Raw genomic sequence first — 23,930 nt, 5'->3', positions numbered from 1 at the left:
CGACTCAGACCGGGATGACGGTCGGGACGATCATCGGGCGGCGCCGGTAGGTGTCGGCCACCCAGCGGCCGACGACCCGGCGCACCGCCTGCGCGATCCGGTGCGTGTCGGTGATGCCCTCGGCCTCCGTGCGCGCCAGTTCCATCTCCACCAGCGGGACGACGGCGTCGAGTGCCTTGGGATCGTCGGAGAACCCGCGACCGGACACCTTCGGGCTGCTCATCGCGCGGCCGGTGCTGGAGTCCACGGCGACGGTGATCGCGATGAACCCGCCCTCACCGAGCACGAGCCGGTCCGAAAGCGTCGACTCGCCGACGTCGCCGACCGAAAGCCCGTCGACGTAGACGTGCCCGACCTCGACGCGGCCGGTGCGCGAAGCCTTGCCGTCCACCAGGTCGACGACGACACCGTCCTCGGCGATGACGACGTTGTCGGGCGCCACGCCGGTGCGCACGGCCAGTTCCCCGTTGGCCCGCAGGTGTTTCCACTCGCCGTGCACCGGCATCACGTTGCTCGGCCGCACCGCGTTGTAGAGGTACAGCAGTTCCCCCGCCGACGCGTGTCCCGAGACGTGCACCTTCGCGTTGCCCTGGTGCACCACGTTCGCACCGAGCCGGGTGAGGCCGTTGACGACACCGAACACGGCGGTCTCGTTGCCCGGGATCATCGAGCTCGCCAGCACGACGGTGTCCCCGGCACGGATGGAGATCTGGCGGTGCTCGCCACGGGCCATCCGCGACAGCGCCGAGAGCGGCTCGCCCTGCGAACCGGTCGACACGAACAGCACCTTGCTCTCCGGCAGGGTGCTGGCCTGGTCCAGGTCGACGAGCAGGCCCTCGGGGACGTCGAGCAGGCCGAGCTCGGCCGCGATCCCCATGTTGCGGACCATCGACCGGCCGACGAACGCGATCTTGCGGCCGTGCCGCTGCGCGACCTCCAGCACCTGCTGCACGCGGTGCACGTGACTGGCGAAGCACGCCACGATCACCCGCTGCTGGGCCCGCCGGATGACGTCGTCGATGACCGGGCCGATGTCCCGCTCGGGCATGACGAACCCGGGCACCTCGGCGTTGGTGGAGTCGACGCAGAACAGGTCGACACCCTCGTCGCCGAGCCGGGAGAACCCGGCGAGGTCGGTCAGCCGCCCGTCCAGCGGCAGCTGGTCGAGCTTGATGTCCCCGGTGTGCAGCACGACCCCGGCCGGGGTGCGGATGGCGACCGCGAGCGCGTCCGGGATGGAGTGGTTGACCGCGAAGAACTCGAGGTTGAAGACGCCGACGTCGCGCCGCTCGCCCTCGCGGACCTCGATCAGGTTGGGCCGCTGGCGATGCTCCTTGGCCTTCGCCGCGAGCAGCGCGTTGGTGAACTTCGAGCCGTAGATCGGCAGATCGGGCCGCAGCCGGAGGAGGAACGGCACCGCGCCGATGTGGTCCTCGTGCCCGTGCGTGAGCACCAGGCCGTCGATGTCGTCGAGCCGGTCCTCGATCGCCCGGAAGTCGGGCAGGATGAGATCGACGCCGGGCTGGTCGTCCTCGGGGAAGAGCACCCCGCAGTCGACGATGAGCAGCCGCCCGCCGAACTCGAAAACGGTCATATTGCGGCCGACCTCGCCGATCCCGCCCAGCGCGACCACGCGCAAGGCGCCTTCGGGGAGAGCGGGCGGGGCGTTGGTCGGGCCGGGTCCGGTCGCGAGAGAAGTCACCGGGGCATGGTCCCAACGCTGGTGTGTGAAGTGGGCGCGACGTAGGCCGCCCGCGAGTCTGCTTGTGCCACCTGTGCACCATGCCAGTCCTGGGCCGCGCCCTCGTCGAGGGGCACGCCCGCCTGGGCGAGATCGGCGGCGATGAGCCTGTTCTGCTCCTCCGACACGCCCACGATCGGCAGCCGGGGGTCGCCGATGCCGAACCCGCGCAGGCGCAGCGCGGCCTTGACGAACATGACGCCGCCGACCCGCGACATCGCGCGCAGCACCGGGAGCATGCCGCGGTGGTTCGTGCGCGCGGTGGAGGTGTCGCCGTTCTCGTAGGCGTCGATCATCGCGCGGATCCGGCCCGCCACGACGTGCCCGATGACGCTGACCACGCCGACGCCGCCGACCGAGATCCACGGCAGGTTCAGGCCGTCGTCGCCGGAGTAGTAGGCGAGGTGGGTGTTCGCGATGACCTCGCTGCCCGCGATCAGATCGCCCTTGGCGTCCTTGACCGCGAGGATGCGCGGGTGCTCGGCGAGCCGCTGCAGCGTGTCGACCTCGATCGGCACGATGGACCGGGGCGGGATGTCGTAGAGCAGCACCGGCAGCCCGGTCGCGTCGGCGACCGTGGTGAAGTGCGCGTAGATCCCGGCCTGGCTGGGCCGCGAGTAGTACGGGGTGACGACGAGAAGCCCGTGCGCGCCCGCCTTTTCGGCCTCGCGCGCCTGCTCGATGCTGTGCGCGGTGTTGTTCGTGCCCGCCCCGGCGACGACGGTCGCCCGGTCGCCGACGGCCTCGACCACCGCGCGGATCAGCTCGGCCTTCTCCTTGTCCGTCGTGGTGGGGCTCTCGCCGGTGGTGCCGTTGACGACGAGGCCGTCGTTGCCCAGCTCCACGAGGTGCTCGGCGAGTTCCTGCGCCCGCTTCAGATCCAGCGCCCCATCGGCGTCGAACGGCGTGGCCATCGCGGTGAGCACGCGCCCGAACGGACGTCCTGGCGCTGCGGTCGGTGGGTTGGACATGACCATGACGGTACCCCCTCGGACCGGCCAACCCGGTCCCGACCTGGCCGGAGTGAAGATTTTGCGCGCCAGGCGGTCCGGCCGCGGAACTTCTACTTCACCTTGGTGTGAATCTGCGCGGACATCTGCCCGCCGTCGGTCCTGGCGAGCAGGCAGTAGAACCCGCGCGAGTACCGCTTCGTCTCGTCGGGCACCCGGTTCCACTCCGCCTCGCTCGGCACGAGCGCGCGATAGGTCAGGCCGTTCCGCTGTGCCTCGGGGACCACAGTGGAGTGGAACGCCAGCCCGCACCGGGCCTCGGCGACGCGGTTGACCGCCTCCGCTCCCGGATACTGCACGGCGACGGCGTCCTTGTCGGTGTAGTTGCTGCCGACCTCGATGAGCTCGCCGAGTTCGTAGACCTCCAGCGTGTGGCTGCGATCGCAGCTCACCTCGTTGTCGTTGCCGATGACCGAGCCCTGCTGCACGGTGACGTTGTAGCAGTCCCTCGACGACGAGCCGATCGCCTGCTTGACCGTGCCGTTGATGCCGTACGTCGCGGTCGGCTGCAGCGCCGGGTCGGCCTCGGGTGCCGTCACGGCGCGGCCGAGGAAGAATCCGCCCACCAGCGCGGCGACGACCAGCACCGCGGCGGCCGAAAGCCACCACGCGCGCCGGTTCGGCTTCGCGTCCGGTGTGGACTGTCCAGGTGCGACGCGGGTCGGCCCGCCGGGCGGCAGCATCGCGGTCCCGCCGTGCGGCGGGGTGTACGCGCCGCCCTGCGCGGCCGCGGTCGCGAACAGGTGACGGGCCTGCGCCGCGTTGAGCCGGGCCTCCGGCTTCGCGACCAGCAGCCCGTGGATGGCGGCGGCGAGCGGGCCGTGCCCCCTGGTCAGATAGGGCACCTCGGTCATGATCGCGTGCAGGGTCGCCGCGGTGGTCGGCCGTTCGAACGGGACGATCCCCTCGACCGCGAAGAACAGCGTGGCGCCGAGCGACCACAGATCGGACTCGGGAAGCGCTTCCCTGCCCTCGACGCGTTCCGGCGCCATGAACGCGGGCGAGCCGACGATCATGCCGCTGGTGGTGATGCGCGGATCGTCCACCGCGTGCGCGATGCCGAAGTCGGTGAGCTTCACCCGCCCGTCCGGGGCGACCATGATGTTCGCCGGTTTGACGTCGCGGTGCACGATCCCGGCGGCGTGCGCGGCCTGCAGCGCGGAGAGCACGCGCTCGCCGATCTGGGCGATCTGGACCTCGGGCAGCGGTCCGCGCCGGCGCACGAGATCGGCCAGCGTCGGCGCCTCGACCAGCTCCATCACGATGAACGTCGCGCCGCTGTCGGTGATCACGTCGAACACGGTGACCACGGCCGGATCGTTGAGCCGCCCGCCCGCGCGGACCTCGCGCAGCACGCGTTCGGAGAACACGGCGTGGCCCTCCGAATCCGGCAGCCGCACCTCCTTGATCGCGACCTGGCGGCCGATGACCTGGTCCTGCGCCCGCCAGACGACGCCCATGCCGCCCCGGCCGAGTTCGCCGAGCAGCGCGTAGCGGCCACCGAGAACTCTCCCGCCGGACGCGGCGTGGGCGGACTCGTGCGGGCGCGTGGGTTCTTCGATCACCGGGCAGTACTCCTTCTACGGTCGCGCCGATGCTAGTCGGACCGCTTTGCCCGGTGTGTGGTTCCGGTCAACCCGCGAAGGTGAGATAGATCAGCGCGATGTTGAGCGTGATGATCACCGCGGCGATCACCCAGCCGAGCACCGTGGTGATCCGGTGGTTCGCGTCCTCCCCCATCAGCGCGCGGTCGCCGGTCAGCCGGATCAGCGGCACCAGCGCGAACGGGATCCCGAACGACAGCACCACCTGCGAGACGACCAGCGCGGCGCTCGGATCGGCCCCCAGCGCGAGCACGACCACCGCCGGGACGAGCGTGATCAGCCGGCGCAGCACGATCGGGATTCGCTTGCGCAGCAAGCCTTGCATGATCATCGCGCCCGCGTACGCGCCCACCGACGTCGACGCCAGGCCGGAGGCGAGCAGCCCGATCGCCATCATCAGCGCGATCCCGGGGCCGAGCGCCTGCGCGACAGCGTGGTGCGCGCCCTCGATGCTGTCGACGCCGTCCCGGCCCTGGAGATTGGTGGCGGCGAGCAGCAGCATCCCGAGGTTGACCGCGCCCGCCAGCAGCATCGCGAGCCCGACGTCGGCGCGCGTGGCGCGCAGCAGACCACGCTTGCGCTCGCCCTCGGCCTTGCCGTGCCGGTCGCGGGCGAGGCCGGAGTGGAGGTAGACCGCGTGCGGCATGACCGTCGCGCCGAGCATCGCGGCGGCGATGAGGACGCTTTCCGTGCCGCTGAAGCGCGGCAGGAGCCCGCCGAGCGTCCCCGCGGCCGACGGCGGTTCGACGAAGAGGCTGGCCAGGAAGCCGATCGCGATGATCAGCAACAGACCGGTGATGACCCGCTCGAACGTCCGCTGGCCGCCGCGGTCCTGGACCATCAGCAACGTCAGCGACACGAGCCCGGTGATGAGGCCGCCCGCCAGCAGCGGAAGGTCGAAGAGCAGGTTGAGCGCGATGGCACCGCCGACGACCTCGGCGAGGTCGGTGGCGATCGCGACCACCTCGGCCTGCGCCCAGTACGCCAGCCGCGCGGACCGCGGGAGCCGTTCGCGCAGCGCCTCCGGCAGGGACAGGCCGGTGACGAGCCCCAGCTTGGCGGACAGGTACTGCACCAGCACGGCCATCAGGTTGGCCGCGACGATCACCCAGACCAGCAGGTAGCCGAACTTCGCGCCGGCACTGATGTTGGAGGCGACGTTGCCGGGGTCGACATAGGCGATGGCCGCCACGAACGCCGGGCCGAGCAGCGCCGAACCCGCCCGCAGCCGGGCGAGTCTCGGCCGGACGGCTTCCGCCTCCGCCACTGCCATGCGCCACCCCACCACGAGTTGTCGGACGTCCTAAATCGAAGTTTAGGCATGCCGAACTTTCCCTCGCAAGGGTGACGGTGCCCACGGACCCCGATGGCCCAGAGGTCACCTTCGCCCCCAGGCCAACACGGGCTCAGGAGGCGTAGGCGACCTCGTGGCCCGAATCGCGCAGTGCGGCGACCGCGCGGTCGAGTTCGGCGGCCCGCACCAGGATGTGGTCGGTGTCGAAAGTGGACAGTGAGAACAGCGCGACGCCGGCGGCGGCCAGTTCGCTCGCCAGCGCGGCGATGATGCCGGTGAGGGTGAACTCGAGCGGGCCGCGGACGGTCAGCAGCCGCCACCCGGCTTCCACCGTGCCGCCCTCGGGCGCCAGCCCGGCCGGGCAGATCACCGAAAGCTCGTCCGGCGTCCGGGTCACCGACACCAGCACCGGCTCACCCGGGTCCAGCAGGGACTCCGGCGCGGGCGCGTCGGCGGGCAGGCGTACGACGGCGTATTCGCCGGGGCGTACGTCGATAGCGAGTCGTTTCATCAGCCTTCCAGGACCTTCGGGCTCGACGCGACCTCGGTGCCGTCCGGCAGCGTCGAAATGGTGAAGTCGGCGAACACGTTCCCGGCCGCCTTTTGCAACTGCCGTAAGCATTCCACGGCCAGCTCGCGGAGCTCGACGTCGGCGTGTTCGGTGGCGCGCATCGCGACGAAGTGCCGCCAGGCGCGGTAGTTCCCGGTCACCACGATGCGGGTCTCGGTGGCGTTGGGCAGCACGGCGCGGGCGGCCTGACGGGCCTGCTTGCGGCGCAGCGTCGCGCTCGGCGCGTCGGCGAACTTCTCCTCGAGACCGGCCAGCAGCTCGGCGTAGGCGTCGACGCTCGCGCTCGTCGCGGCGAGGAACTTTTCGTGCAGCACCGGGTCGTTCGCGATGACGTCCGGCTCGACGAAGGCGGCGTCGCGCTCGGGACTGTAGCGCCGCGAAAGCTGGGAGTAGGAGAAGTGCCGGTGGCGGATCAGCTCGTGCGTGAGCGAGCGCGAGATCCCGCTGATGTAGAAGCTCACCGAACCGTGCTCCAGCACCGCAAGGTGCCCGACGTCGATGATGTGCTCCAGGTAGCCCGCGTTGGTCGCGGTCTTCGGGTTCGGCTTCTGCCAGGACTGGTAGCAGGCCCGGCCCGCGAACTCGGCGAGCGCCTCTCCCCCGTCGGCGTCGGTGGACCACGGGACGTCCTCCGGCGGGAAGAACTCCGTCTTCGCGATCAGCTGCACCCGGGGTGCCACGATCTCGGCCACGTCCGCGCTCCTTCTTCCGGCCCCGCCCACGACTCCACCGAAGACTAGCCGCCACCCCGGCGACATCAGTGTGACGCCGCATGATGTCACCACTTCCTTGACTGACATCACGAATGACATCATAGTGGTGTCATGGACCTGACGCCGTATATCGACAACCTCCGCGAGGACCTCGCGAGCACGGCCTCCGCCGGGGACGAGCAGACCCGGCGAACGGCCGCATTGCTGTCCTCGGCACTCGAACCGTCCGTCCGGCTGACCCTGATGAACGCGCTGGCCGACCTCGCCGCCGAAGTGACCGCCGCCCTGCCGGGCCAGGTCGTGGACGTCCGCCTCGACGGCCGGGACGTCCGGGTCGTCGTGACCGGGGCCGGGGACCCGGAATCCCGGGACGAGCCCCGGGCGAGCACGCCACCGCCGCCCCCGCCGCCGGTCGACGGCGGCGACATCGCCCGTATCACGCTGCGGCTGGTCGAGCAGATCAAGGGCCAGGCCGAGCAGGCGGCCGCGGCGCAGGGCGTCTCGCTCAACACGTTCGTGTCCCAAGCCGTCCAGGGCGCGCTGGGCCAGGGGCACCACTGGCAGGGGAAATCGCAGCACCACACAGGACACCGCTCCGACAGCCGGTTGCACGGCTGGGTACAGGGCTGAGGGGAACCGACATGAGCGAAGCTTGCGAGCGAATCGAGGACACCATGCGCCAAAAAGAATTGAACACAGTCTCGCGGAGCGAGGCGATCGCATGAGCGAAGAGAACGTCAACGAGCCGGCCGAGCAGCCCACCGAAACGAACACCGTGCCAACGGCGGACGAGCTGGTCCGGCGCCAGGAGTTCGACGCCGAAGGCCCGCTCGAACTCGACATCGGCGTGACGATCGGCCGCGTCGAACTCGTGCTGGAGGGCGAATCCGGGGCGAGCGTGGAGCTGCGGCACGATGCGGGCGACCAGCCGTTCTGGGTCGACGGCGTGTCGAGCCTGCTTTCGTGGGTCGGCGAACGCTTCGGCGACCAGCTCGGCGTCGACCCCGGCGCCTCGCCGGCGGAGGCCGTGCGCCAGGCCAGGATCGAGTCGGTCGGCAACCGCCTGACCGTGCAGGCGGCCAAGGCGTGGCAGCTGCGCAACGTCCCGCTCGCGGTGAAGGTGCACGCGCCGGCGGGCTCGCACGTCGAGGTCCGCGCGGGCGCGGCCGACGTCACGGTGACCGGTTCGGCGGGACGGACCGACGTGCTGACCGGCTCCGGCAAGGTGTCGCTGGACCGCGCCGACGGCTCGGTCACCGTGCGCACCGGGACCGGCGCCATCAAGCTCGGCCCGACGCTGGCCGGACTCCAGCTGCGCTCCGGCAGCGGCAGCGTCGAGGCGTCCTCGGTCGCGGGGTCGGCGACGCTGACCACCGGCACCGGCGACGTCTGGCTCGGCGCCGTCGCGGGCGATGTCATGGCCCGCACCGGCAGCGGCGATCTGTCCGTGGCCGAGGCCGCGTCCGGCTCGCTCGAACTCATCACCGGCTCGGGCGAGGTACGGGTCGGCATCCGCGGCGGTACCGCCGCCGAGGTCGACCTCACCTCCAGCGCCGGGAAGGTGTCGAGCGAACTCGACGTCGCCGACAGCGCGCCCGAAGGCGGCGTGCAGCTGCGGGTGCGTGCCCGCACGGGCTCCGGCAACGCGGTGGTGACCCGCGCGGCCCACTAAGGGGGAACAAGGGGAAGAAGGAGGGGACGGGCGGGCCTTCGATCCGGGGGTGGCATCGAAGGCCCGCCCGCGCACGCCAGGATCCCTCAGCGGACGAGGCGCTTGAGTGCGGGCGCGAGATCACCCCGCTTCCCCACCACGACGCCGTCGAGACCAAGCCATTCGGCCATGTGCGCGAGTTCCGCCGCCAGTTCGACGGTCACCCTGCCATGGTCCACAGTGGACTCCGCGAACGCGCCCTGCACCCGCAGGACCCCGGCGGCGCGGTCGGCCTTGAGATCGACGCGGCCGACGAGTTCGCCGTCGAGCAGGAACGGGAACACGTAGTAGCCGTGGACCCGTTTCGCCTCGGGGACGTAGATCTCGATGCGGTAGTGGAAGCCGAAAAGCCGTTCGGTGCGGGCCCGTTCCCAGATCAGCGGGTCGAACGGGCACAGCAGCGCCCGCCCGGCGACCGCCCGCGGGGTACGGGCTTCGACGTGCCGGTACGCGACGGCCTTCCAGCCGCGCACCTGCACCGGCTCCAGCCGCCCCGCTTCGACCAGTTCGGACACCGCCTGCCGGGCCACCGCCGGGCCCAGGCGGTAGTAGTCGCGCAGATCCGTCTCGGTCGCGACGCCCAGCGCGCGGGCCGAGCGGTCGATCAGCCGCCGCGCGCCCTCGTCGGCGCTCATCCGGCGGGCCAGGATCTCCGGCGGCACCACGCGTTCGGTCAGGTCGTACAGCCGCTCGAACGACTTCCGGGTGCCGGTGGTCAGCTGCGCGACACCGAACAGGTACTCGCACACCTTCTTCACCTCGGACCGCTCCCACCACGACCCCGGCGGCCGTGCCGCGGCTCCGGTTTCCAGCTCGCGCTCGATGCCCCCGGCGCCGATCGGGCCGAGCTCCTTGACCACCGCGAGGATGTCGTCCACCAGGCCGGGTGACCGCTCGATGATCGGGCCGTAGTGCTTCCACCAGCCGTCCCGTTTCGCGCCGGACCGCAGCAACGGCCAGTCCTCCACCGGCAGCAGGCTCGCCTCGTGGGCCCAGGTTTCGAGCAGCAGCCGAGGTTTGCGCGCGGAATGCGTCCACGCGGCCTCGTCCACCAACGCCGGCTCGTACGCGCCGAGCCGGGAGAACACCGGCATGTAGTGCGCCCGGACCGCGACGTTCACCGAGTCCAGCTGCAGCAGCTGGACCCGGGAGAGGACACGGTTGAGATGGCGCCGGGTCGGTGTGGTGTCCGGGCGCGGGTCGGCGAAGCCCTGTGCGGCCAGCGCGGTGCGCCGGGCCACCGGAATACTGATCGTCTGCATGGTGAGGCCATGGTGCCAGCCACCCCCGACAGTTTTCGCCGGGCGCGCTATCTTGCCGGGATGAGCGACGCCGCAGTCCGCCCCGCGACCGCCGGGGACGTCGGGGAGATCGCCCGGATCCAGCGCGAGACGTGGCGCGCCGCGTACACCGAGATCCTCGGCGAGCACGCGATCAGCACCCTCGTCGGCGCGGATCTCGAAGGGACGTGGCGAGAGACGATCGGCTACCCCGGCACCCGCGTCCACCTGGCCACGGAAGGGAATTTCACGGTCGGGTTCTGCGTCTCGGGCCTGGCCCCGGAAAGTGAAGTCGCCGCGGCCGACGGCACGCTGCCCGAGGACGCCGCCACCACCGGCCTCATCGCGACCCTGCTGGTCGAACCCCGCTGGGGACGTCGGGGGCACGCGGGCCGGCTGCTCGCGACGGCGGCGTCGGGCCTGCGTGAGGACGGTGCCGAGCGCGGCATCGCCTGGGTCGCGCAGTCCGATCACGCCTCGCTGGGGTTCTACCGCCGCGCCGGCTGGGCACCGGACGGCACGGTCCGCACGCTCGACACCGGCGAGACCATGGTGCGCGAGATCAGGCTGACCGGCACGCTGGACCTCCGGCTGAGCTGAGCGGCCCCCCGTCCGCTCCGAAGACGGCCCGAGATCCCGGTGGTCGAGCGCCCCAATGTGGCATTGGGTGGGTGGAATCAAGGCTGGACGCGCAGCGTCTCCGTTGAGGGCGGCGGCGGGGGCAAGGGCGGAGCACCGAACGCCACATTGGGTGCGTTGAACGCAGCGAACGCCACATTCGGGCGTATGTCCCCCGGCGTCCCGACCAGCTTCCGGCCACGAGGGTCAGGGGCGGGTGTCCGCGGCGGAGGCGGGTGACGGGGCGCGGGCCGGTACCGGCTCGGCGCGGTTCGCGAACACGACCCAGCGCATCACCGAGTACATGAAGACGCCTTCGCACGCGCCCGCGATGATCCGCGAAAGGTGGTACTGCACGCCGAGCGCCGCCAGTCCGGCACCGACGCCGAGCAGGAACGCGGCGTAGTTGACCCCGATGGCGATCACGTAGAGCACCACCTGACGGCCGACCGGCGCGTGCGAGCGGAAGTTGAAGGCCCGGTTGAGCACGAAGCTGAGCCCGAACGCGCCGAGGTAGCCCAGCGAGATCGACAGCCACAGCGGCCAGCCCAGCCAGCCGTGGAACGTCGTGAGCAGCAGCAGGTCCACCCCGAAGGTGAACCCGTTGATCAGCGCGAACCCCAGGAAACTCGGCGCAACCACCCGGGAAAGCCCGAACGGCAGACGGCGCACGACGGCCGCGCAGAAGGCGGCGAAACGGTCGGAGTGGTCATCGGCCACCCGGTCAGCCTCCCAGCGTCAGGTGTCCGGGAGCCGACCAGGAGGTGATCTTCTGGTGCGGTCCACCGCGGGAACCCGGGGGTTAACCCCAGTGTGCGCGCGAATTCTGCTGCTAACTTGGACTGACGTCCCATCCCCGGAGGCATGATGATCGGCTGGCTGCTCGTGACGCTCGGCGTCGCGTTCGGCTCGGCGATCGTCCCGCTGATCAACGTCGAGGTGTTCCTGCTCGGCCTGGTCGCGAGCCATCCGGACCTGCACTGGCTGGCGCTGGGCGCGGTCGTCGCGGTCGGCCAGATCGCCGGGAAGCTGCTGTACTTCCTCGCCGCGCGCGGTTCGATCAAATTGCCCCGGTTCCTGCACGACCGGCTGCACCGCGAACGCCCGCCCTCACCGCGGCGCGACCGCTGGCGGATGCGCACGAAGCGGATCCGCGGCTGGCTCGACGCGCTGCGCGAACGCTGTCACCGGCATCCGCACTGGATGGCCGGGACCTACGGGGTGAGTTCGATCGTCGGGCTGCCGCCGTTCATGGCGACGAGCGTGCTGGCCGGGCTGGTCCGGATGCGGCTGGCGACGTTCCTCACCGCCGGGATCGCCGGTCGCTGGATCCGGTTCAGCCTGCTGGCCGCCTCCCCCGCGCTGTTCACGGGAATCTTCCACTTCTGACGCCGGGCTACTCTTGTCGGCGCGGGAGCCGGTCCGCCGACCATCGGATGTTCGCGAGAACCCTTTCCCGCTCGGGATTACCGGCCTCGAGCGAGGTGACCGCGGCCGCGATGCTGTCCTCGTGCCTGCCGAGCCGGGCGAGGCAGACGCTCAGGTAGTCCCACGGCCGCCACCCGTAATCGGGCGGGGAGACAAAACCCGCGACAGGTGTTTCCGCGGTTGACGCGGCAGCGTAGAAGGGCAGCGCTTTCGCCCATTCCCCACGTTCGAAGTGCGGCAGCCCGAGCCGGAGGAATACCTCCGCCCGTGAGGGATCCAACCGCAACGCCGCGTGCAGATGCTCGGCAGCGTCGCCGGTGCGCCCAAGCTTTTCGGCGCATTCGGCGGCGCTGAGCAGGGCCGTGTACTCCTCCCACTCCTTGCCGGGGTTTCGGAGGTATGCCGCGTACGCGTCGAGAGCGTCGGCGTAGCGTCCGGCATCGCGAAGTTCGCAGGCGTGGTAATACCGCGTACGTGACGAGTGGTCGCCCTCGCGCACCATTCGCTCGATGATGCGGAGATTCCGGCCGCTCTTCGCGGCGCGCTTCGCCGGGTCCGGGCGGTGTTCGACGGCGAGATCCGCTCGGTGCAGCACGCGATTCCCCGGTATGTCGAGGAATTCGTGCACCGCGCCCGTCCACTGCAGACCCGCCACTCTGCGGGCGAGCCGCTCACGAGGGAAAGTGTGGAGACAAGCACCGGTGTCCGCGTCGAAAGCGTAGTGGTACGGCGTGGTGACGGCGTCCAGTTCCTCGGTCAGGATTTCCCGTTTCGCGGTACGCAGCGCCGCTTGCACATCGGGCGATACGACGTCGTCGGCGTCGAGCCACAGCACCCAATCGCCGGTGCAGGCATCGAGGGAAAAGTTCCGGGCGGCCGCGAAGTCGTCCTCCCAGCCGACGTCGAGGACCCGGGCGCCCGCTTCCCGCGCGACCCGGCGGGTCCGATCCCGCGAGCCGGTGTCCACGACAACCAGTTCGTCGCAGAACCCGGCCGCATCGCGCAGGACACGCCCGAGCAGGGGCTCCTCGTCCCGCACGATCATCGTGAGCGACAGACGCGCGGCCATCCGGGCTACCCGCCACCGCCGGATCCCCCCGGAGGACCAGGAGGACCGGAAGGTCCGGCCGGGCCGCGCGGTCCCGCGGGCCCCGGTGGCCCAGCGGGCCCCGGTGGCCCAGCGGGGCCCGGGGGTCCGGCCGGGCCCGTGGCGCCGGTCGCGCCGGGAGGTGCCGACGGCCCGGTCGCACCCGGAACACCCGAAGGCCCGGTGCGCCCGGACTGTCCGGTGGCACCGGCCGGACCGGACTGTCCGGTCGCTCCGGGCAACGCCGACGGCCCGGCCGGCCCAGGTGCCCCGCGTGACGCCGACGGTCCGGCCGGGCCGGCGGCCCCCGGTGCGCCCGAGGTTCCGGGAGGTCCGGCCGGTCCCTGCCGGTCGGCGGCCGGATCGTGCCGCCCGCGTTCGTAGCCGATGTTGCCGCCCAGCAGTCCTCCGGCGGCGCCGCCGACAGCGCCGCCGCCGAGTGCGATGACGGCAGCGGTGACCGCCGACAGGGGTATCACCCGCGGGCTGCCCATCGTCGCCCCGCCGTGGCGAACCGATTCCGTGCGGCGCTCGGCGGGCGGTGCGTTCGAGACGGCGCCGTCATCGTTGTCCCGCAAGGGAAGCGCAGGACGATAGGTGGCGTCGAACTCGGTCTCGCCGACCTGGCCGAGCAGATCGACGACCTTGAGCTTGACGGTGGCGAGCTTCAGGGACGTGGCCTGCTCGGTGCCGCCGGTGAGCAAGGCCTTTGCCGTGGTCACCGTCGCCGCCGGTCCGTGACCGTGCTTGAGCCTGGCGCCGTTGTCCGTCCGCCACACGTAGTCGTAGGGCGGTTCGGTCGAGTTCGCGAGCGTGGCGTCGAGGTGGACGGCGACGGGTGCGCCCGGCGCGGTCTGCTGGGGCACGATCGGCTGGACGATCCGGGGTTTCGGCTTCGCGTCGTCGATGGTGAGCAGGGAACGTTGATCGTCCAGCGGCGTGTCGTAGAGGGCGACGAGGTGCCTGTCCTTGACCGCGACGGCCACGACGGGCGCGTCGACGGCGATGTCCGTACCCGGGACCCGGAACCGTTGCCGGAGTTCTGGTGCGGGCCCCGCGAAGACGCGGCCGAGCAGCTCGGCCGTGGCCCCGGCGAGGAGTTCGGACTCCGCCGAGGACGCCGCCAGGGTGCGGAAGCGGACGGACAGCCGCTTGGCCGCGGTCAGCGAGCACACCGCCGTGGCGTCGACCGGGAGCGTCCGCCCGCCACACCGCACCTCGCCGGCGAGGTGCACGTGCTCGTGTGCGGTCAAGGCGACCTTGAGCCAGGTCCAGCGCCAGGAAACCAGGTCCTCGCCGAGGATTGTGGTGCCGCTCGCGAGCTCCCGCTCGCACAACCTGCTGAGCACGTCGTTCAGCCCTGCCTCGCTGTAGGCCACCGCGAGGTTCGCCGTCGGGTCGGACAGAAAACTCCCCCGCGGCGCGGGACCGGCGTCGCCCAGGGTGAGCGAAAGTGCTTCCGCGTGCGGATCGACCGCGACGGTCGCGGCCCCCTGCCGCGGCGGAACCGAGTCCGGCAGATAGGTCAGGGGCAGGCCGGCCAGGTGTTTCATCAGCTTCCTGCCGAGCACGGGACGCAGGAGCGTCCGCTCGATCCTGGCGTCGAGCCAGGACAGTGCTTCCTCGTCCCCGGGGTAGCTGAGCTTCAGGTCGGCCAGGCGGAGGGCGGACGCGGCCGGTGCCGTCAACCGCGCCACCGGCCTGCCGTCCTTCGCGAAGACGACTTCGGGGCGGCAGTCGGCGTTGACCGCGCCTTCCATGATCAGGTTGATGCCTTTCAGGGAATGCCGTGCGCCGCCGCGGACTTTCACGGACAGCCGCAGGCATTCGCCCGCGACGGCGAGCTCCGGACTCTCCCAGTGCGCTTTCGCCTGAAACGGCGGAATTCTGTGCGCGACGACGCGGGTCACCGGCGTGGCCAGCGCGAGGTTGTCCCGCAGCGACTCGTTCACGGCACGTTTCTGCACGTCACGAACGAGGTTGTGGCGAAATTGGACGATCAGGTCGTGATGATGCCGCACGGACTTCTCCGATCACCGTGAAGTCTCCACATCCGCCCTACCCCAACGCTTTCGCTGTAGCCCTCACCGAGCGGAGCGCTGCCGACTATGCCCGCGTCCCGACTGTGTGAAAACGCCTCGAAGCGGTTTTCACCCGGTCGGATCAGCAACTGTACTTTTACCTGACACCACGCTGATGATTAGCAATTTATCACGCGCAAACGGTGAGGTATTCACATTTCCAGCGATCGCATTATTCGTCGGCGAATCCCGTTTTCGGCAAGCCCCTGCCGCCGGTGACGCCGACGCGCTCGACCAGGGTCGCGCACACCCCGGCTCCCGTCCACCGGATTTTGCCGGTGCGGGGCGGTAGTGTTCCCGACTGCCGATGCGGCTCGCCTCCGACACGAAAGGGTTCCTCGTGGACTGGACACTCGAAGTGGTCATCCTGCCGGTCAGCGACATCGACCGCGCGGTCGCCTTCTACCGGGACCAGGTCGGTTTCGCGCTCGACCACGACGTGACGAACGAGCACATGCACATCGTGCAGCTGACGCCGGCGGGGTCCGGTTGTTCGATCGTGCTCGGCGACCTGCCCGCACACAAGGAAATGAAGCCCGGATCGCTTCGCGGCCTTCAACTGTGCGTCGCCGACGCCGAAGCCGCGCGGGCCGAGCTGATCTCACGGGGCGTCGAGGCCGGTGAAATCACGAGGCTCGACGAACGGGACGGCAGCACGTTCTTCGGGTTCAGCGATCCGGACGGCAACACGTGGACCGTGCAGGAACTGAAGGCACGCGGCGAGAACCCGCTCATCCCGCACGAGGCACGGGACCGCTCCGACGCCTGACCGGCCAGGTCGCCTACCCGAGCGGACGACACGCGTATTCGGAGGGACGACACGGAGGTTCGCAGCCCATTCGCCGTGTGAATTACCGGTGTATCTACCGTGTGACACCGGGGCTCGGGGTGCGAGGATGATGCGCGATGACGGACACTGGGAGTTCGAAGAAGCGCTTCGCGGGGCTGGCGGTGCTGGGCAGCCTGCCCGTGGTGGGTCTCGGCGTGTGGTGGGGCACGGTCGCCGAGGACCGGGTGCTCACCGTGGTGCTGAGCGTCTCCTATCTCGCACTCCTCGCCATGGGCGGGTTCTTCCGGGACGTGTGGCGCGAACTCCGGCAACGCTGGACGGGCCGGGTGGCCGACCGGACCGACCAGGCCGTCCGCATGCGGCTTTCGCGCTACGCCCGGCGGTACCGGCGAGTGCTGGCCGCCTCCCTGCGGTACGTCGATCTGCGCGGGCTCGCGGTCGTCGGGTTCTACACCCCCGAACTGGACGAGGTCTACGTCGACGTCAGCCTGATGTACCAGGCGCCGGACCGCGTTCCCGCCGGATTGCTCACGGACGACACCGGGACGGGACGGCTCAAGCTGGGCACGCTCATCGGCGAGCCCAAGCCGGTGGTGCTCGCGGTGCTCGGCGCGCCCGGCAGCGGCAAGACGACCCTGCTCCGGCACACCGCCCGGCACCTGTGCCGTTCCCGGCGGGGCAGGCGCCCGATCCCGGTTCTGCTCTTCCTGCGCGACCACGCCGCCGCGATCGTGGCGAACCCGCAGGTGGCCCTGTCCGAACTGATCGGGCGGCAAGTCAAGCAGTACGGCATCGACGGCGCCGCCGGATGGTTCGAGCTACAGCTGTCCTCCGGACGCTGCGTCGTGCAGCTGGACGGTTTCGACGAAGTCGCGGACCAGCGGGACCGCACCGAGGTGGCCCGCTGGGTCGAGCGGCAGTGCACCCGCTACGCGCGCAACGACTTCGTGATCACCTCCCGGCCGCAGGGCTATCGGTCCGCGCGGGTCGAGGGCGCCGTCGTGCTCCAGGTGCGCCCGTTCACCGACGAGCAGGTCGACGCGTTCGTCCGGGCCTGGTACCTGGCCGTGGAGAGCCGGGCCTCGGCGGGCGACGGCCGCGCGGCCGCGAAGGCCCGGTCGCTGGATCTGCTGGACCGGCTGAAGCGATCGCCGGAACTGTACGAACTCACGGTCAATCCCTTGCTGCTCACCATGATCGCCAACGTGCACCGGGAATCCGGCGCACTACCTGGCAGCCGGGCCGAGCTGTACGGCGAAATCTGCCGGGTCGTGCTGCGCACGCGTCAGGAGGCCAAGGACCTGCCGGTGCTCGGCGCCGACGTCAAGGAGTCCCTGCTCCAGCGACTGGCGTTCGACATGATGCAAAGACGCTCTCGGGACGTCTCACGCGACGGCCTGCTCTCGGCGCTGCGGCGTCGAGGCCCACAGCGCACCGAAGCCCTCACCGCCGAAGACCTGCTCGCCGATCTCACGTCCAACGGCCTGCTGATCGAGCGTGAGCCCGACGCGTACTCCTTCGCCCACCAGACTCTGCAGGAATACCTGGCGGCCGAGCACGTCCGCACCGAACGCCTGGAACGCGTTCTGGTGGAGAACGTCACGGAACCGTGGTGGCGTGAGACGACGCTGCTGTATGCGGCCCGCACGCCGGCTGACGCGATCGTCCGCGCGTGCCTGGAGTCGACCGACAGCGCTGCACTCCTGCTCGCCGTCGATTGCGCCGAGCAAGGCACAGGCCTGTCACAAGACTTACACGCGCAGGTGGAGCAATGGCTCGAAGCCGCTCACTCGTCAACGGCCCCGCCCGACCTTCGAAAACAGGTCGCCGGCTCGCTGGTCACCCGCGAACTGCGCGGCCGGATCCGGATCGGCGACACCGCGGCGGTCTGCCGCTCGCCGGTGAGTGTAAGCACGTACTCGCTGTACCGCGATTTTCCCGGTGGAGGCATCTCGACTACACAACCGGCTTCGGGGCTGGGCGCGAAGGACGCGACGGGGCTCGTCCGCTGGGTCAACAAGGCGACGACCGGTGGTCCGTCCTACCGGCTTCCGTCGTTCGACGAAGTGGAGACGCCGTCGGTGCGGGCGATGATCCGGGAAGCTGGGATCGGCAGTCTCTGGATCACGGGCGAGGACGGTCCCGAGCTGTGGACCTACCGGCGAGGCGGCGATCCGTACGAGATCGACGCGGAAACCGTGCGACGGCGAGTGGACGCCGACCTTCGCCGGCCGGAACTGCCGCAGACCCGGCTGATGCTGCTGTGGCTCGCCTTGGCGATCAGCAAGGCGGACGGCGGTTATGCCAGGAAACTCCTCGGGAGAATCCATTCCGGGAACGGTTTCGCAGCCCCGGTGACCCGGCTGGACGAAGCACTCGGGCTTCAGGTCTACCCCGGGAACCTGTTGCACGCAGGGAAAAGCGCTCTCGGCGAGTTCGACTGGGTCACCGACGACATCCAGGCCGTGCGCCGGGGCGGGGAGCCGATCGGTTACGACGAGGCCGTCCACCTCATGTCCACAGTGGAATCGCAGCTGGTCGGTGGTGGTGGTAGCTTCCACCCGCACTCGTGGACCGACTCAGCGCTCCGGAAGGATCCGGTCGGGATCTTGGAACGCCTGCGCGAGATGATCGGGACCGTGCTGGGGCAGGCCGTGGAGCAGGTGCGGCGTGAAGCACACCAAACGGTCGAAGCCGCCCCTGACTTCCCCACCGCGTTCCTGGCGCAGGTGCCGGAACAGACGGAGTTCCAGTACCTGATCCCGCCCGGTGTCCTCCGCGAGAAGATCGACGAGGTGTGCGCCGCGGCTTCATCGTCGGAGCCCGGTACCTGGCGGCACGAAGTGACCGGCACCGTCCGGGAGTTCGGCGAGGGGCTGCCCGCGCGCACCGAAGTCCCCCGGGAAACCTTCACGGCGACTCGCCTCGCCGCGCTGTGCCTGGCCGGGGAGCCGTCGCTCAGCGCCCATCAGGCGATGTTCTGGGAGATCGTCGCCGGGCTGACCGCGCTCGAGCAGAGCCAGGAGAACGGGCTGCTCAGCGGGGCGATCGTGCTCGCCGTCGGGTGAGCGTCAGCGGTCCGCCGATTCCAGCTGGACCGCCTTGCGCATGGTCGCCCGTGCGCGGCGCCGGTCGCCCGCGATGTCGTAGGCGTAGGCCAGCTTGTACCAGGCACGCCAGTCTTCCTGGTTCGCCTCGACCTCGGCGCGCCGCGCGTCGAACCACGCGTCGGCGGCGTCCCGGTCCACGCGTCCGGACGGGCGGCGCGGGAGGTCCGAGACGTCCGGCAACGCGTCCTCGGACTCCAGGCGCCGCGCGAGACGCTGGATCTGGACGCCGGAACGCCAGGTCACCACCGCGACCCAGATCCCGAGCAGCGGCAGCAGCAACACACCGGCGCCGAGCAGGATCCCGACCGGCTCCCCGGTCGCGAACAACGCGAACGCGCGTCCGGCCAGCAGCACCAGGTACACCACCAGCGCGGCGGTCATCACCAGCGCGAAATTGCGGGCTTTCACAGGTCGAGCACGTTCTCCAGGCCGACCGTCAGGCCGGGCTTGGCGACCACCGAACGCACGCCGAGCAGCACGCCGGGCATGAACGACGTCCGGTCCATCGAATCGTGCCGGATGGTCAGTGTCTCCCCCTGACCGCCGAACAGGATCTCCTCGTGCGCGACCAGGCCGGGCAGCCGGACCGAGTGCACTCGGACGTCGAAGATGACCGCACCACGCGCACCGTCCACTTCGGACGTCGTCGCGTCCTCGCCGGGGGTGATCCCCGCCTGGACGCGGGCCTTGCCGATCAGCTGCGCGGTGTGCGTCGCGGTGCCGGACGGCGCGTCGGCCTTGCGGTTGTGGTGCAGCTCGATGACTTCGGCGGAGTCGTAGTACTTCGCGGCCTGCTCGGCGAAGCGCATCGCCAGCACCGCGCCGAGGGCGAAGTTCGGCGCGATCAGCACGCCCAGCGACGGCTTGTCCTTCAGCCAGCTGCGCACCTGGGCGATCCGGCCGGACGAGAACCCGGTGGTGCCGACGACGGCGTGGATGTCGTGCTCCACAAGGAAACGCAGGTTGTCCATCACCGCGTCGGGATGGGTGAAGTCGACGACGACCTGTGCCCCGGTGAGCGCCGCCAGATCGTCCCCGGCGTCGACGGCCGCGACGACCTCCATGTCCGGCGCGGCTTCGGCGGCGCTGACCACCTCGGCACCCATCCGGCCACGGGCGCCGAGCACGCCCACGCGAATCGGAGTTCCGGTCATGATGCGATCACCTCGTGCAGATCGTCGGGCAGGTCGTCGGCGTGAGCGTACGGGCCGACGACCGCGGCCGCCGACACCCCGCCGGGGCGGCGCAGCAGAGTGCGAGCGAGCGCACACACGTCCTCGGTGGTGACGGCGTCGATCCGGGCGACCGTGTCGTCCACACCGAGGTACTGGCCGTAGTTCAGTTCGTTCTTGCCGATGCGGGACATCCGCGAGCTGGTGTCCTCCAGCCCGAGCACGATCCCGCCGCGCAGCTGTCCCTTGGCGCGCTTGACCTCGGCGTCGGACAGGCCGTTCAGCGCGACCTGGTCGAGCACCTCGCGGATCACCCCGGCGACCTCGCCGAGCCGCTCCGGCTGGCAACCGGCGTACACGGCCATGTGGCCGGTGTCGGCGTAGCTCGCGACCGAGGAGTACACCTGGTACGCCAGCCCGCGCTTCTCGCGGACCTCCTGGAACAGCCGCGAACTCATCCCGCCACCGAGCGCGGCGTTGAGCACCGACAGCGCGAAGCGGCGTTCGTCGTGCCTCGACAGCGAGTGCAGGCCGAGCATCACGTGGGCCTGCTCGGTGTCGTCGGTGTGCAGGGCGAGCTTCCGCGCGGTGCGGACGCGGGCCTTCCCGGCACGCGGCGCGACGGGCGTCCCGGCGCCGTTCAGCCTGTCGCGCAAAGCCTTGCGTACCAAGCGAAGCACCTGCGCGTGCTCGATGTTCCCGGCGACCGCGAGCACCATCCGCGGCAGGGTGTAGCGGCGCTTGTAGAACCCGCGCAGCGCCGACGCGGACATCTCGATGATGGATTTCTCGGTGCCGAGCACCGGACGTCCCAGCGGGTGATCGCCGAGGATCGCGCCGACGAACGTCTCGTGCAGCAGGTCCTCGGGATCGTCGTCGCGCATGGAGATCTCCTCCAGCACGACGCTGCGCTCGGTCTCGACGTCGCTGTCCGCGCACAGCGCCTCGAACACGACGTCGGTGACCAGGTCCATGGCGACCGGGAGGTCCGCGTCGAGCACCTGCGCGTAGTAGCAGGTGTGTTCCTTGGCGGTGAAGGCGTTGAACTCGCCGCCGACGGCGTCGATCTCCTCGGCTATCGCGGTGGCGTCGCGGTTCGCGGTTCCCTTGAACAGCAGGTGTTCCAGGTAGTGCGCGGCGCCCGCCACCGCGATCGGCTCGTCGCGGGAGCCGATGCCGACCCACAGCCCGACCGTGGCCGAGCGCGACGCCGGGACGTGCTCGGTGATGACCCGCAGGCCGCCGGGGAGCACGCTCCGCTTGACCACCGCACCGTCCGGAGTGGACTCCAGCGTACGGGTACTGCCGACGGGCTGCTCGTGCCCGGAAACCTGCCGTGCCATCGGATCCTTACTCAACGTGCCGTGAAGGCCTCCTTACGGCGTTGAGCGCCGGTAAGGAGGCCTTCACGGACCACTGCTCCTGCGAAACGGGACTGCTACGCGTCGGCCTTCTCGGCGTCGGCGGCGGGCGCGTCACCCTCGGCGGGCTTGGCGGCGTCCTCGTCCTTGACCACGATCAGGCTGATCTTGCCGCGGTTGTCGATGTCGGCGATCTCGACGCGGAGCTTGTCGCCCACGTTGACCACGTCCTCGACCTTGGCGATCCGCTTGCCGTTGCCCAGCTTCGAGATGTGCACCAGGCCGTCCTTGCCCGGCAGCAGCGAGACGAACGCGCCGAATGCGGCGGTCTTCACCACGGTGCCGAGGAAGCGCTCCCCGACCTTGGGCAGCTGCGGGTTGGCGATGGCGTTGATCTTGTCGATCGCCGCCTCCGCCGACGGGCCGTCGGCCGCGCCCACGTAGATCGTGCCGTCGTCCTCGATGGAGATGTCGGCGCCGGTCTCCTCGGTGATCGAGTTGATCATCTTGCCCTTCGGCCCGATGACCTCGCCGATCTTGTCGACCGGGATCTTCACGCTGGTGACGCGCGGGGCGTACGGGCTCATCTCGTCCGGGCCGTCGATCGCCTCGGCGATGACCTCCAGGATGGTGAGCCGCGCGTCCTTCGCCTGGTTCAGCGCGGCGGCGAGCACCTCGGACGGGATGCCGTCGAGCTTGGTGTCCAGCTGCAGCGCGGTGATCAGGTCCTTGGTGCCGGCGACCTTGAAGTCCATGTCGCCCATGGCGTCCTCGGCACCGAGGATGTCGGTCAGCGCGACGTAGCGGGTCTCGCCGTCGACCTCGTCGGAGATCAGGCCCATCGCGATGCCCGCGACCGGCGCCTTCAGCGGCACACCGGCGTTGAACAGGCCCATGGTGGACGCGCAGACCGAGCCCATCGAGGTGGAGCCGTTGGAGCCCAGTGCCTCGGAGACCTGGCGGATCGCGTACGGGAACTCGTCCCGCTTCGGCAGGACCGGGACCAGGGCGCGCTCGGCGAGCATGCCGTGGCCGATCTCGCGCCGCTTCGGCGAACCGACGCGGCCGGTCTCGCCGGTGGAGAACGGCGGGAAGTTGTAGTGGTGCAGGTAGCGCTTCGTCGTCTCCGGGGAGAGCGAGTCGATCTGCTGCTCCATGCGCAGCATGTTCAGCGTGGTGATGCCCAGGATCTGGGTCTCGCCGCGCTCGAACAGCGCCGAGCCGTGCGCCCGCGGGACCACGGCGACCTCGGCCGAGAGCGACCGGATGTCGGTGAGGCCGCGGCCGTCCATGCGGATCTTGTCGGTGAGGACCCGCTTGCGCATGATCTTCTTCGACAGCGCCTTGAACGCGCCGCCGACCTCCTTGTCACGGCCGTGGAAGGCTTCGCCCTCGCCGAGGCCGATCTTCTCCAGCACCGCGGCCTTGACCTCGTCGGTCGCGTGGTCGCGGTCCTGCTTGCCCGCGATCTGCAGCGCGGCGGCCAGGTCGTCGGTCGCGATCGCGGCGACCGCGTCGTAGACGTCCTGCTCGTAGGCCGGGTAGACCGGGAACTCGCCGGTCGGCTTCGCGGCGACCTCGGCGAGACGCTGCTGCGCCTCGCACAGCGCCTTGATGAACGGCTTCGCGGCCTCGAGGCCCTCGGCCACGGTGACCTCGTTCGGGCCCTTGGCGCCGGCGGCGACCAGGTCCAGCGTGTGCTCGGTGCCCTCGGCCTCGACCATCATGATCGCGACGTCGTCACCCACGATGCGGCCGGCGACGACCATGTTGAAGGTGGCCTTCTCCAGCTGCTGCCAGGTCGGGAACCCGACCCACTGGTCCTCGATCAGCGCGACGCGGACGCCGCCGATCGGGCCGGAGAACGGGAGCCCGGCGATCTGGGTCGACGCCGAGGCGGCGTTGATGGCCAGCACGTCGTACGGGTCGTCCGGGTTGAGGCTCTGGACGGTGATGACGACCTGGATCTCGTTGCGGAGGCCGTCGGTGAACGACGGGCGCAGCGGGCGGTCGATCAGGCGGGCGGTGAGGATCGCGTCGGTCGACGGGCGGCCCTCGCGGCGGAAGAACGCGCCGGGGATGCGGCCCGCGGCGTACATGCGCTCCTCGACGTCCACGGTCAGCGGGAAGAAGTCGAAGTGCTCCTTCGGGTGCTTCGACGCGGTGGTCGCCGAGAGCAGCATGGTCTCTTCGTCGAGGTACGCGACCACGGCACCGGCGGCCTGCTTGGCCAGGCGGCCGGTCTCGAAGCGGACGGTGCGGGTGCCGAAACGGCCGTTGTCGAGCACGGCTTCGGTTTCGTGCACGGTGACTCCGGTGGAGTCGGTCATAGGGTGTATCTCCTCTTTAGTTCCTCATG

Annotated in this window: 20 protein-coding genes; 6 read left to right on the top strand and 14 right to left on the bottom strand. The window is 70.4% G+C overall.

Annotated features, from left to right (window positions below):
* Window positions 1-4 precede the first annotated feature (4 nt).
* The 6 genes from ACFW0G_RS08550 to thyX form a co-directional block, all read right to left on the bottom strand.
* Window positions 5-1,702 (bottom strand): ribonuclease J, encoded by a 1,698-nt coding sequence (locus ACFW0G_RS08550; protein ID WP_378324229.1) that lies wholly within the window; start codon window positions 1,700-1,702, stop codon window positions 5-7.
* Window positions 1,699-2,712, bottom strand: a complete 1,014-nt coding sequence (gene dapA / locus ACFW0G_RS08545; protein ID WP_378324228.1) for a 4-hydroxy-tetrahydrodipicolinate synthase — start codon at window positions 2,710-2,712, stop codon at window positions 1,699-1,701. The genes ACFW0G_RS08550 and dapA overlap by 4 nt, the downstream gene beginning before the upstream one ends.
* 92 nt (window positions 2,713-2,804) lie before the next feature.
* A complete protein-coding gene (locus ACFW0G_RS08540) occupies window positions 2,805-4,316 on the bottom strand; it encodes a serine/threonine-protein kinase (RefSeq protein ID WP_378324227.1) in 1,512 nt (503 codons plus the stop codon).
* A gap of 67 nt (window positions 4,317-4,383) precedes the next feature.
* Window positions 4,384-5,628, bottom strand: coding sequence for an Nramp family divalent metal transporter (locus ACFW0G_RS08535; RefSeq protein WP_378324226.1), 1,245 nt, complete (start codon window positions 5,626-5,628; stop codon window positions 4,384-4,386).
* 133 nt (window positions 5,629-5,761) lie between these two features.
* Window positions 5,762-6,160 (bottom strand): ACT domain-containing protein, encoded by a 399-nt coding sequence (locus ACFW0G_RS08530; RefSeq protein ID WP_378324225.1) that lies wholly within the window; start codon window positions 6,158-6,160, stop codon window positions 5,762-5,764.
* Window positions 6,160-6,912 (bottom strand): FAD-dependent thymidylate synthase, encoded by a 753-nt coding sequence (gene thyX, locus ACFW0G_RS08525; RefSeq protein ID WP_378324224.1) that lies wholly within the window; start codon window positions 6,910-6,912, stop codon window positions 6,160-6,162. Before thyX ends, ACFW0G_RS08530 begins: the two co-directional genes overlap by 1 nt.
* 132 nt (window positions 6,913-7,044) lie before the next feature.
* Between thyX and ACFW0G_RS08520 the strand changes: the two genes are divergently transcribed.
* Both ACFW0G_RS08520 and ACFW0G_RS08515 read left to right on the top strand, forming a co-directional pair.
* Complete coding sequence (locus ACFW0G_RS08520; RefSeq protein WP_378324223.1) at window positions 7,045-7,563, top strand: toxin-antitoxin system HicB family antitoxin; 519 nt, start codon at window positions 7,045-7,047, stop codon at window positions 7,561-7,563.
* Window positions 7,564-7,654: 91 nt separating this feature from the next.
* Window positions 7,655-8,605 carry a DUF4097 domain-containing protein gene (locus ACFW0G_RS08515; protein WP_378324222.1) on the top strand — a complete coding sequence of 317 codons (951 nt, stop codon included), beginning with the start codon at window positions 7,655-7,657 and terminating at the stop codon, window positions 8,603-8,605.
* An 86-nt stretch (window positions 8,606-8,691) separates the two neighbouring features.
* On the opposite strand, the gene ACFW0G_RS08510 is transcribed toward ACFW0G_RS08515, so the two are convergent.
* A complete protein-coding gene (locus ACFW0G_RS08510) occupies window positions 8,692-9,906 on the bottom strand; it encodes a winged helix-turn-helix domain-containing protein (RefSeq protein WP_378324221.1) in 1,215 nt (404 codons plus the stop codon).
* Window positions 9,907-9,966: 60 nt separating this feature from the next.
* Here ACFW0G_RS08510 and ACFW0G_RS08505 point away from each other — a divergent pair, with 60 nt between their 5' ends.
* Window positions 9,967-10,524 carry a GNAT family N-acetyltransferase gene (locus ACFW0G_RS08505; RefSeq protein ID WP_378324220.1) on the top strand — a complete coding sequence of 186 codons (558 nt, stop codon included), beginning with the start codon at window positions 9,967-9,969 and terminating at the stop codon, window positions 10,522-10,524.
* A gap of 225 nt (window positions 10,525-10,749) precedes the next feature.
* Here ACFW0G_RS08505 and ACFW0G_RS08500 read toward each other — a convergent pair whose 3' ends face one another.
* Window positions 10,750-11,262: a GtrA family protein gene (locus ACFW0G_RS08500; protein ID WP_378324219.1), complete on the bottom strand. Its 513-nt coding sequence runs from the start codon at window positions 11,260-11,262 to the stop codon at window positions 10,750-10,752.
* A gap of 147 nt (window positions 11,263-11,409) precedes the next feature.
* On the opposite strand from ACFW0G_RS08500, the gene ACFW0G_RS08495 reads away from it, so the two are divergent.
* Complete coding sequence (locus ACFW0G_RS08495; protein WP_378324276.1) at window positions 11,410-11,931, top strand: hypothetical protein; 522 nt, start codon at window positions 11,410-11,412, stop codon at window positions 11,929-11,931.
* A gap of 7 nt (window positions 11,932-11,938) precedes the next feature.
* Here ACFW0G_RS08495 and ACFW0G_RS08490 read toward each other — a convergent pair whose 3' ends face one another.
* Both ACFW0G_RS08490 and ACFW0G_RS08485 read right to left on the bottom strand, forming a co-directional pair.
* Window positions 11,939-13,039 carry a glycosyltransferase gene (locus tag ACFW0G_RS08490; RefSeq protein WP_378324218.1) on the bottom strand — a complete coding sequence of 367 codons (1,101 nt, stop codon included), beginning with the start codon at window positions 13,037-13,039 and terminating at the stop codon, window positions 11,939-11,941.
* Window positions 13,040-13,044: 5 nt separating this feature from the next.
* Window positions 13,045-15,009, bottom strand: coding sequence for a collagen-like protein (locus ACFW0G_RS08485; RefSeq protein ID WP_378324216.1), 1,965 nt, complete (start codon window positions 15,007-15,009; stop codon window positions 13,045-13,047).
* Between the two features lie 469 nt (window positions 15,010-15,478).
* Here ACFW0G_RS08485 and ACFW0G_RS08480 point away from each other — a divergent pair, with 469 nt between their 5' ends.
* Window positions 15,479-15,907, top strand: a complete 429-nt coding sequence (locus ACFW0G_RS08480; RefSeq protein WP_378324215.1) for a VOC family protein — start codon at window positions 15,479-15,481, stop codon at window positions 15,905-15,907.
* Between the two features lie 137 nt (window positions 15,908-16,044).
* Window positions 16,045-18,996, top strand: coding sequence for an NACHT domain-containing protein (locus ACFW0G_RS08475; protein WP_378324213.1), 2,952 nt, complete (start codon window positions 16,045-16,047; stop codon window positions 18,994-18,996).
* 3 nt (window positions 18,997-18,999) lie between these two features.
* Here ACFW0G_RS08475 and ACFW0G_RS08470 read toward each other — a convergent pair whose 3' ends face one another.
* From ACFW0G_RS08470 to ACFW0G_RS08455, 4 genes are all read right to left on the bottom strand, one after another.
* Entirely contained in the window at window positions 19,000-19,446 is a 447-nt protein-coding gene (locus ACFW0G_RS08470; RefSeq protein WP_378324212.1) for a tetratricopeptide repeat protein, read from the bottom strand.
* Entirely contained in the window at window positions 19,443-20,192 is a 750-nt protein-coding gene (dapB, locus tag ACFW0G_RS08465) for a 4-hydroxy-tetrahydrodipicolinate reductase (RefSeq protein ID WP_378324211.1), read from the bottom strand. Before dapB ends, ACFW0G_RS08470 begins: the two co-directional genes overlap by 4 nt.
* Window positions 20,189-21,553: a M16 family metallopeptidase gene (locus tag ACFW0G_RS08460; RefSeq protein WP_378324210.1), complete on the bottom strand. Its 1,365-nt coding sequence runs from the start codon at window positions 21,551-21,553 to the stop codon at window positions 20,189-20,191. Before ACFW0G_RS08460 ends, dapB begins: the two co-directional genes overlap by 4 nt.
* A 95-nt stretch (window positions 21,554-21,648) precedes the next feature.
* Window positions 21,649-23,901 (bottom strand): polyribonucleotide nucleotidyltransferase, encoded by a 2,253-nt coding sequence (locus ACFW0G_RS08455; RefSeq protein ID WP_378324209.1) that lies wholly within the window; start codon window positions 23,899-23,901, stop codon window positions 21,649-21,651.
* Between the last annotated feature and the right edge of the window lie 29 nt (window positions 23,902-23,930).

This window comes from Amycolatopsis sp. NPDC058986 (assembly GCF_042741125.1).
GTDB lineage: Bacteria > Actinomycetota > Actinomycetes > Mycobacteriales > Pseudonocardiaceae > Amycolatopsis.
The sequence above is the reverse complement of the archived record's forward strand: the minus strand, read 5'-3'. Positions and strand labels throughout refer to the sequence as shown.

What these genes read in the sequence shown, in the direction of transcription:
- ACFW0G_RS08535 (WP_378324226.1), bottom strand. Translation starts at nt 5,628, where the DNA reads ATGGCAGTGGCGGAGGCGGAAGCCGTCCGGCCGAGACTCGCCCGGCTG.
- dapB (WP_378324211.1), bottom strand. Translation starts at nt 20,192, where the DNA reads ATGACCGGAACTCCGATTCGCGTGGGCGTGCTCGGCGCCCGTGGCCGG.
- ACFW0G_RS08510 (WP_378324221.1), bottom strand. Translation starts at nt 9,906, where the DNA reads ATGCAGACGATCAGTATTCCGGTGGCCCGGCGCACCGCGCTGGCCGCA.
- dapA (WP_378324228.1), bottom strand. Translation starts at nt 2,712, where the DNA reads ATGTCCAACCCACCGACCGCAGCGCCAGGACGTCCGTTCGGGCGCGTG.
- ACFW0G_RS08520 (WP_378324223.1), top strand. Translation starts at nt 7,045, where the DNA reads ATGGACCTGACGCCGTATATCGACAACCTCCGCGAGGACCTCGCGAGC.
- ACFW0G_RS08455 (WP_378324209.1), bottom strand. Translation starts at nt 23,901, where the DNA reads ATGACCGACTCCACCGGAGTCACCGTGCACGAAACCGAAGCCGTGCTC.
- ACFW0G_RS08505 (WP_378324220.1), top strand. Translation starts at nt 9,967, where the DNA reads ATGAGCGACGCCGCAGTCCGCCCCGCGACCGCCGGGGACGTCGGGGAG.
- ACFW0G_RS08495 (WP_378324276.1), top strand. Translation starts at nt 11,410, where the DNA reads ATGATCGGCTGGCTGCTCGTGACGCTCGGCGTCGCGTTCGGCTCGGCG.
- ACFW0G_RS08460 (WP_378324210.1), bottom strand. Translation starts at nt 21,553, where the DNA reads ATGGCACGGCAGGTTTCCGGGCACGAGCAGCCCGTCGGCAGTACCCGT.
- ACFW0G_RS08490 (WP_378324218.1), bottom strand. Translation starts at nt 13,039, where the DNA reads ATGGCCGCGCGTCTGTCGCTCACGATGATCGTGCGGGACGAGGAGCCC.
- ACFW0G_RS08475 (WP_378324213.1), top strand. Translation starts at nt 16,045, where the DNA reads ATGACGGACACTGGGAGTTCGAAGAAGCGCTTCGCGGGGCTGGCGGTG.
- ACFW0G_RS08530 (WP_378324225.1), bottom strand. Translation starts at nt 6,160, where the DNA reads ATGAAACGACTCGCTATCGACGTACGCCCCGGCGAATACGCCGTCGTA.
- ACFW0G_RS08515 (WP_378324222.1), top strand. Translation starts at nt 7,655, where the DNA reads ATGAGCGAAGAGAACGTCAACGAGCCGGCCGAGCAGCCCACCGAAACG.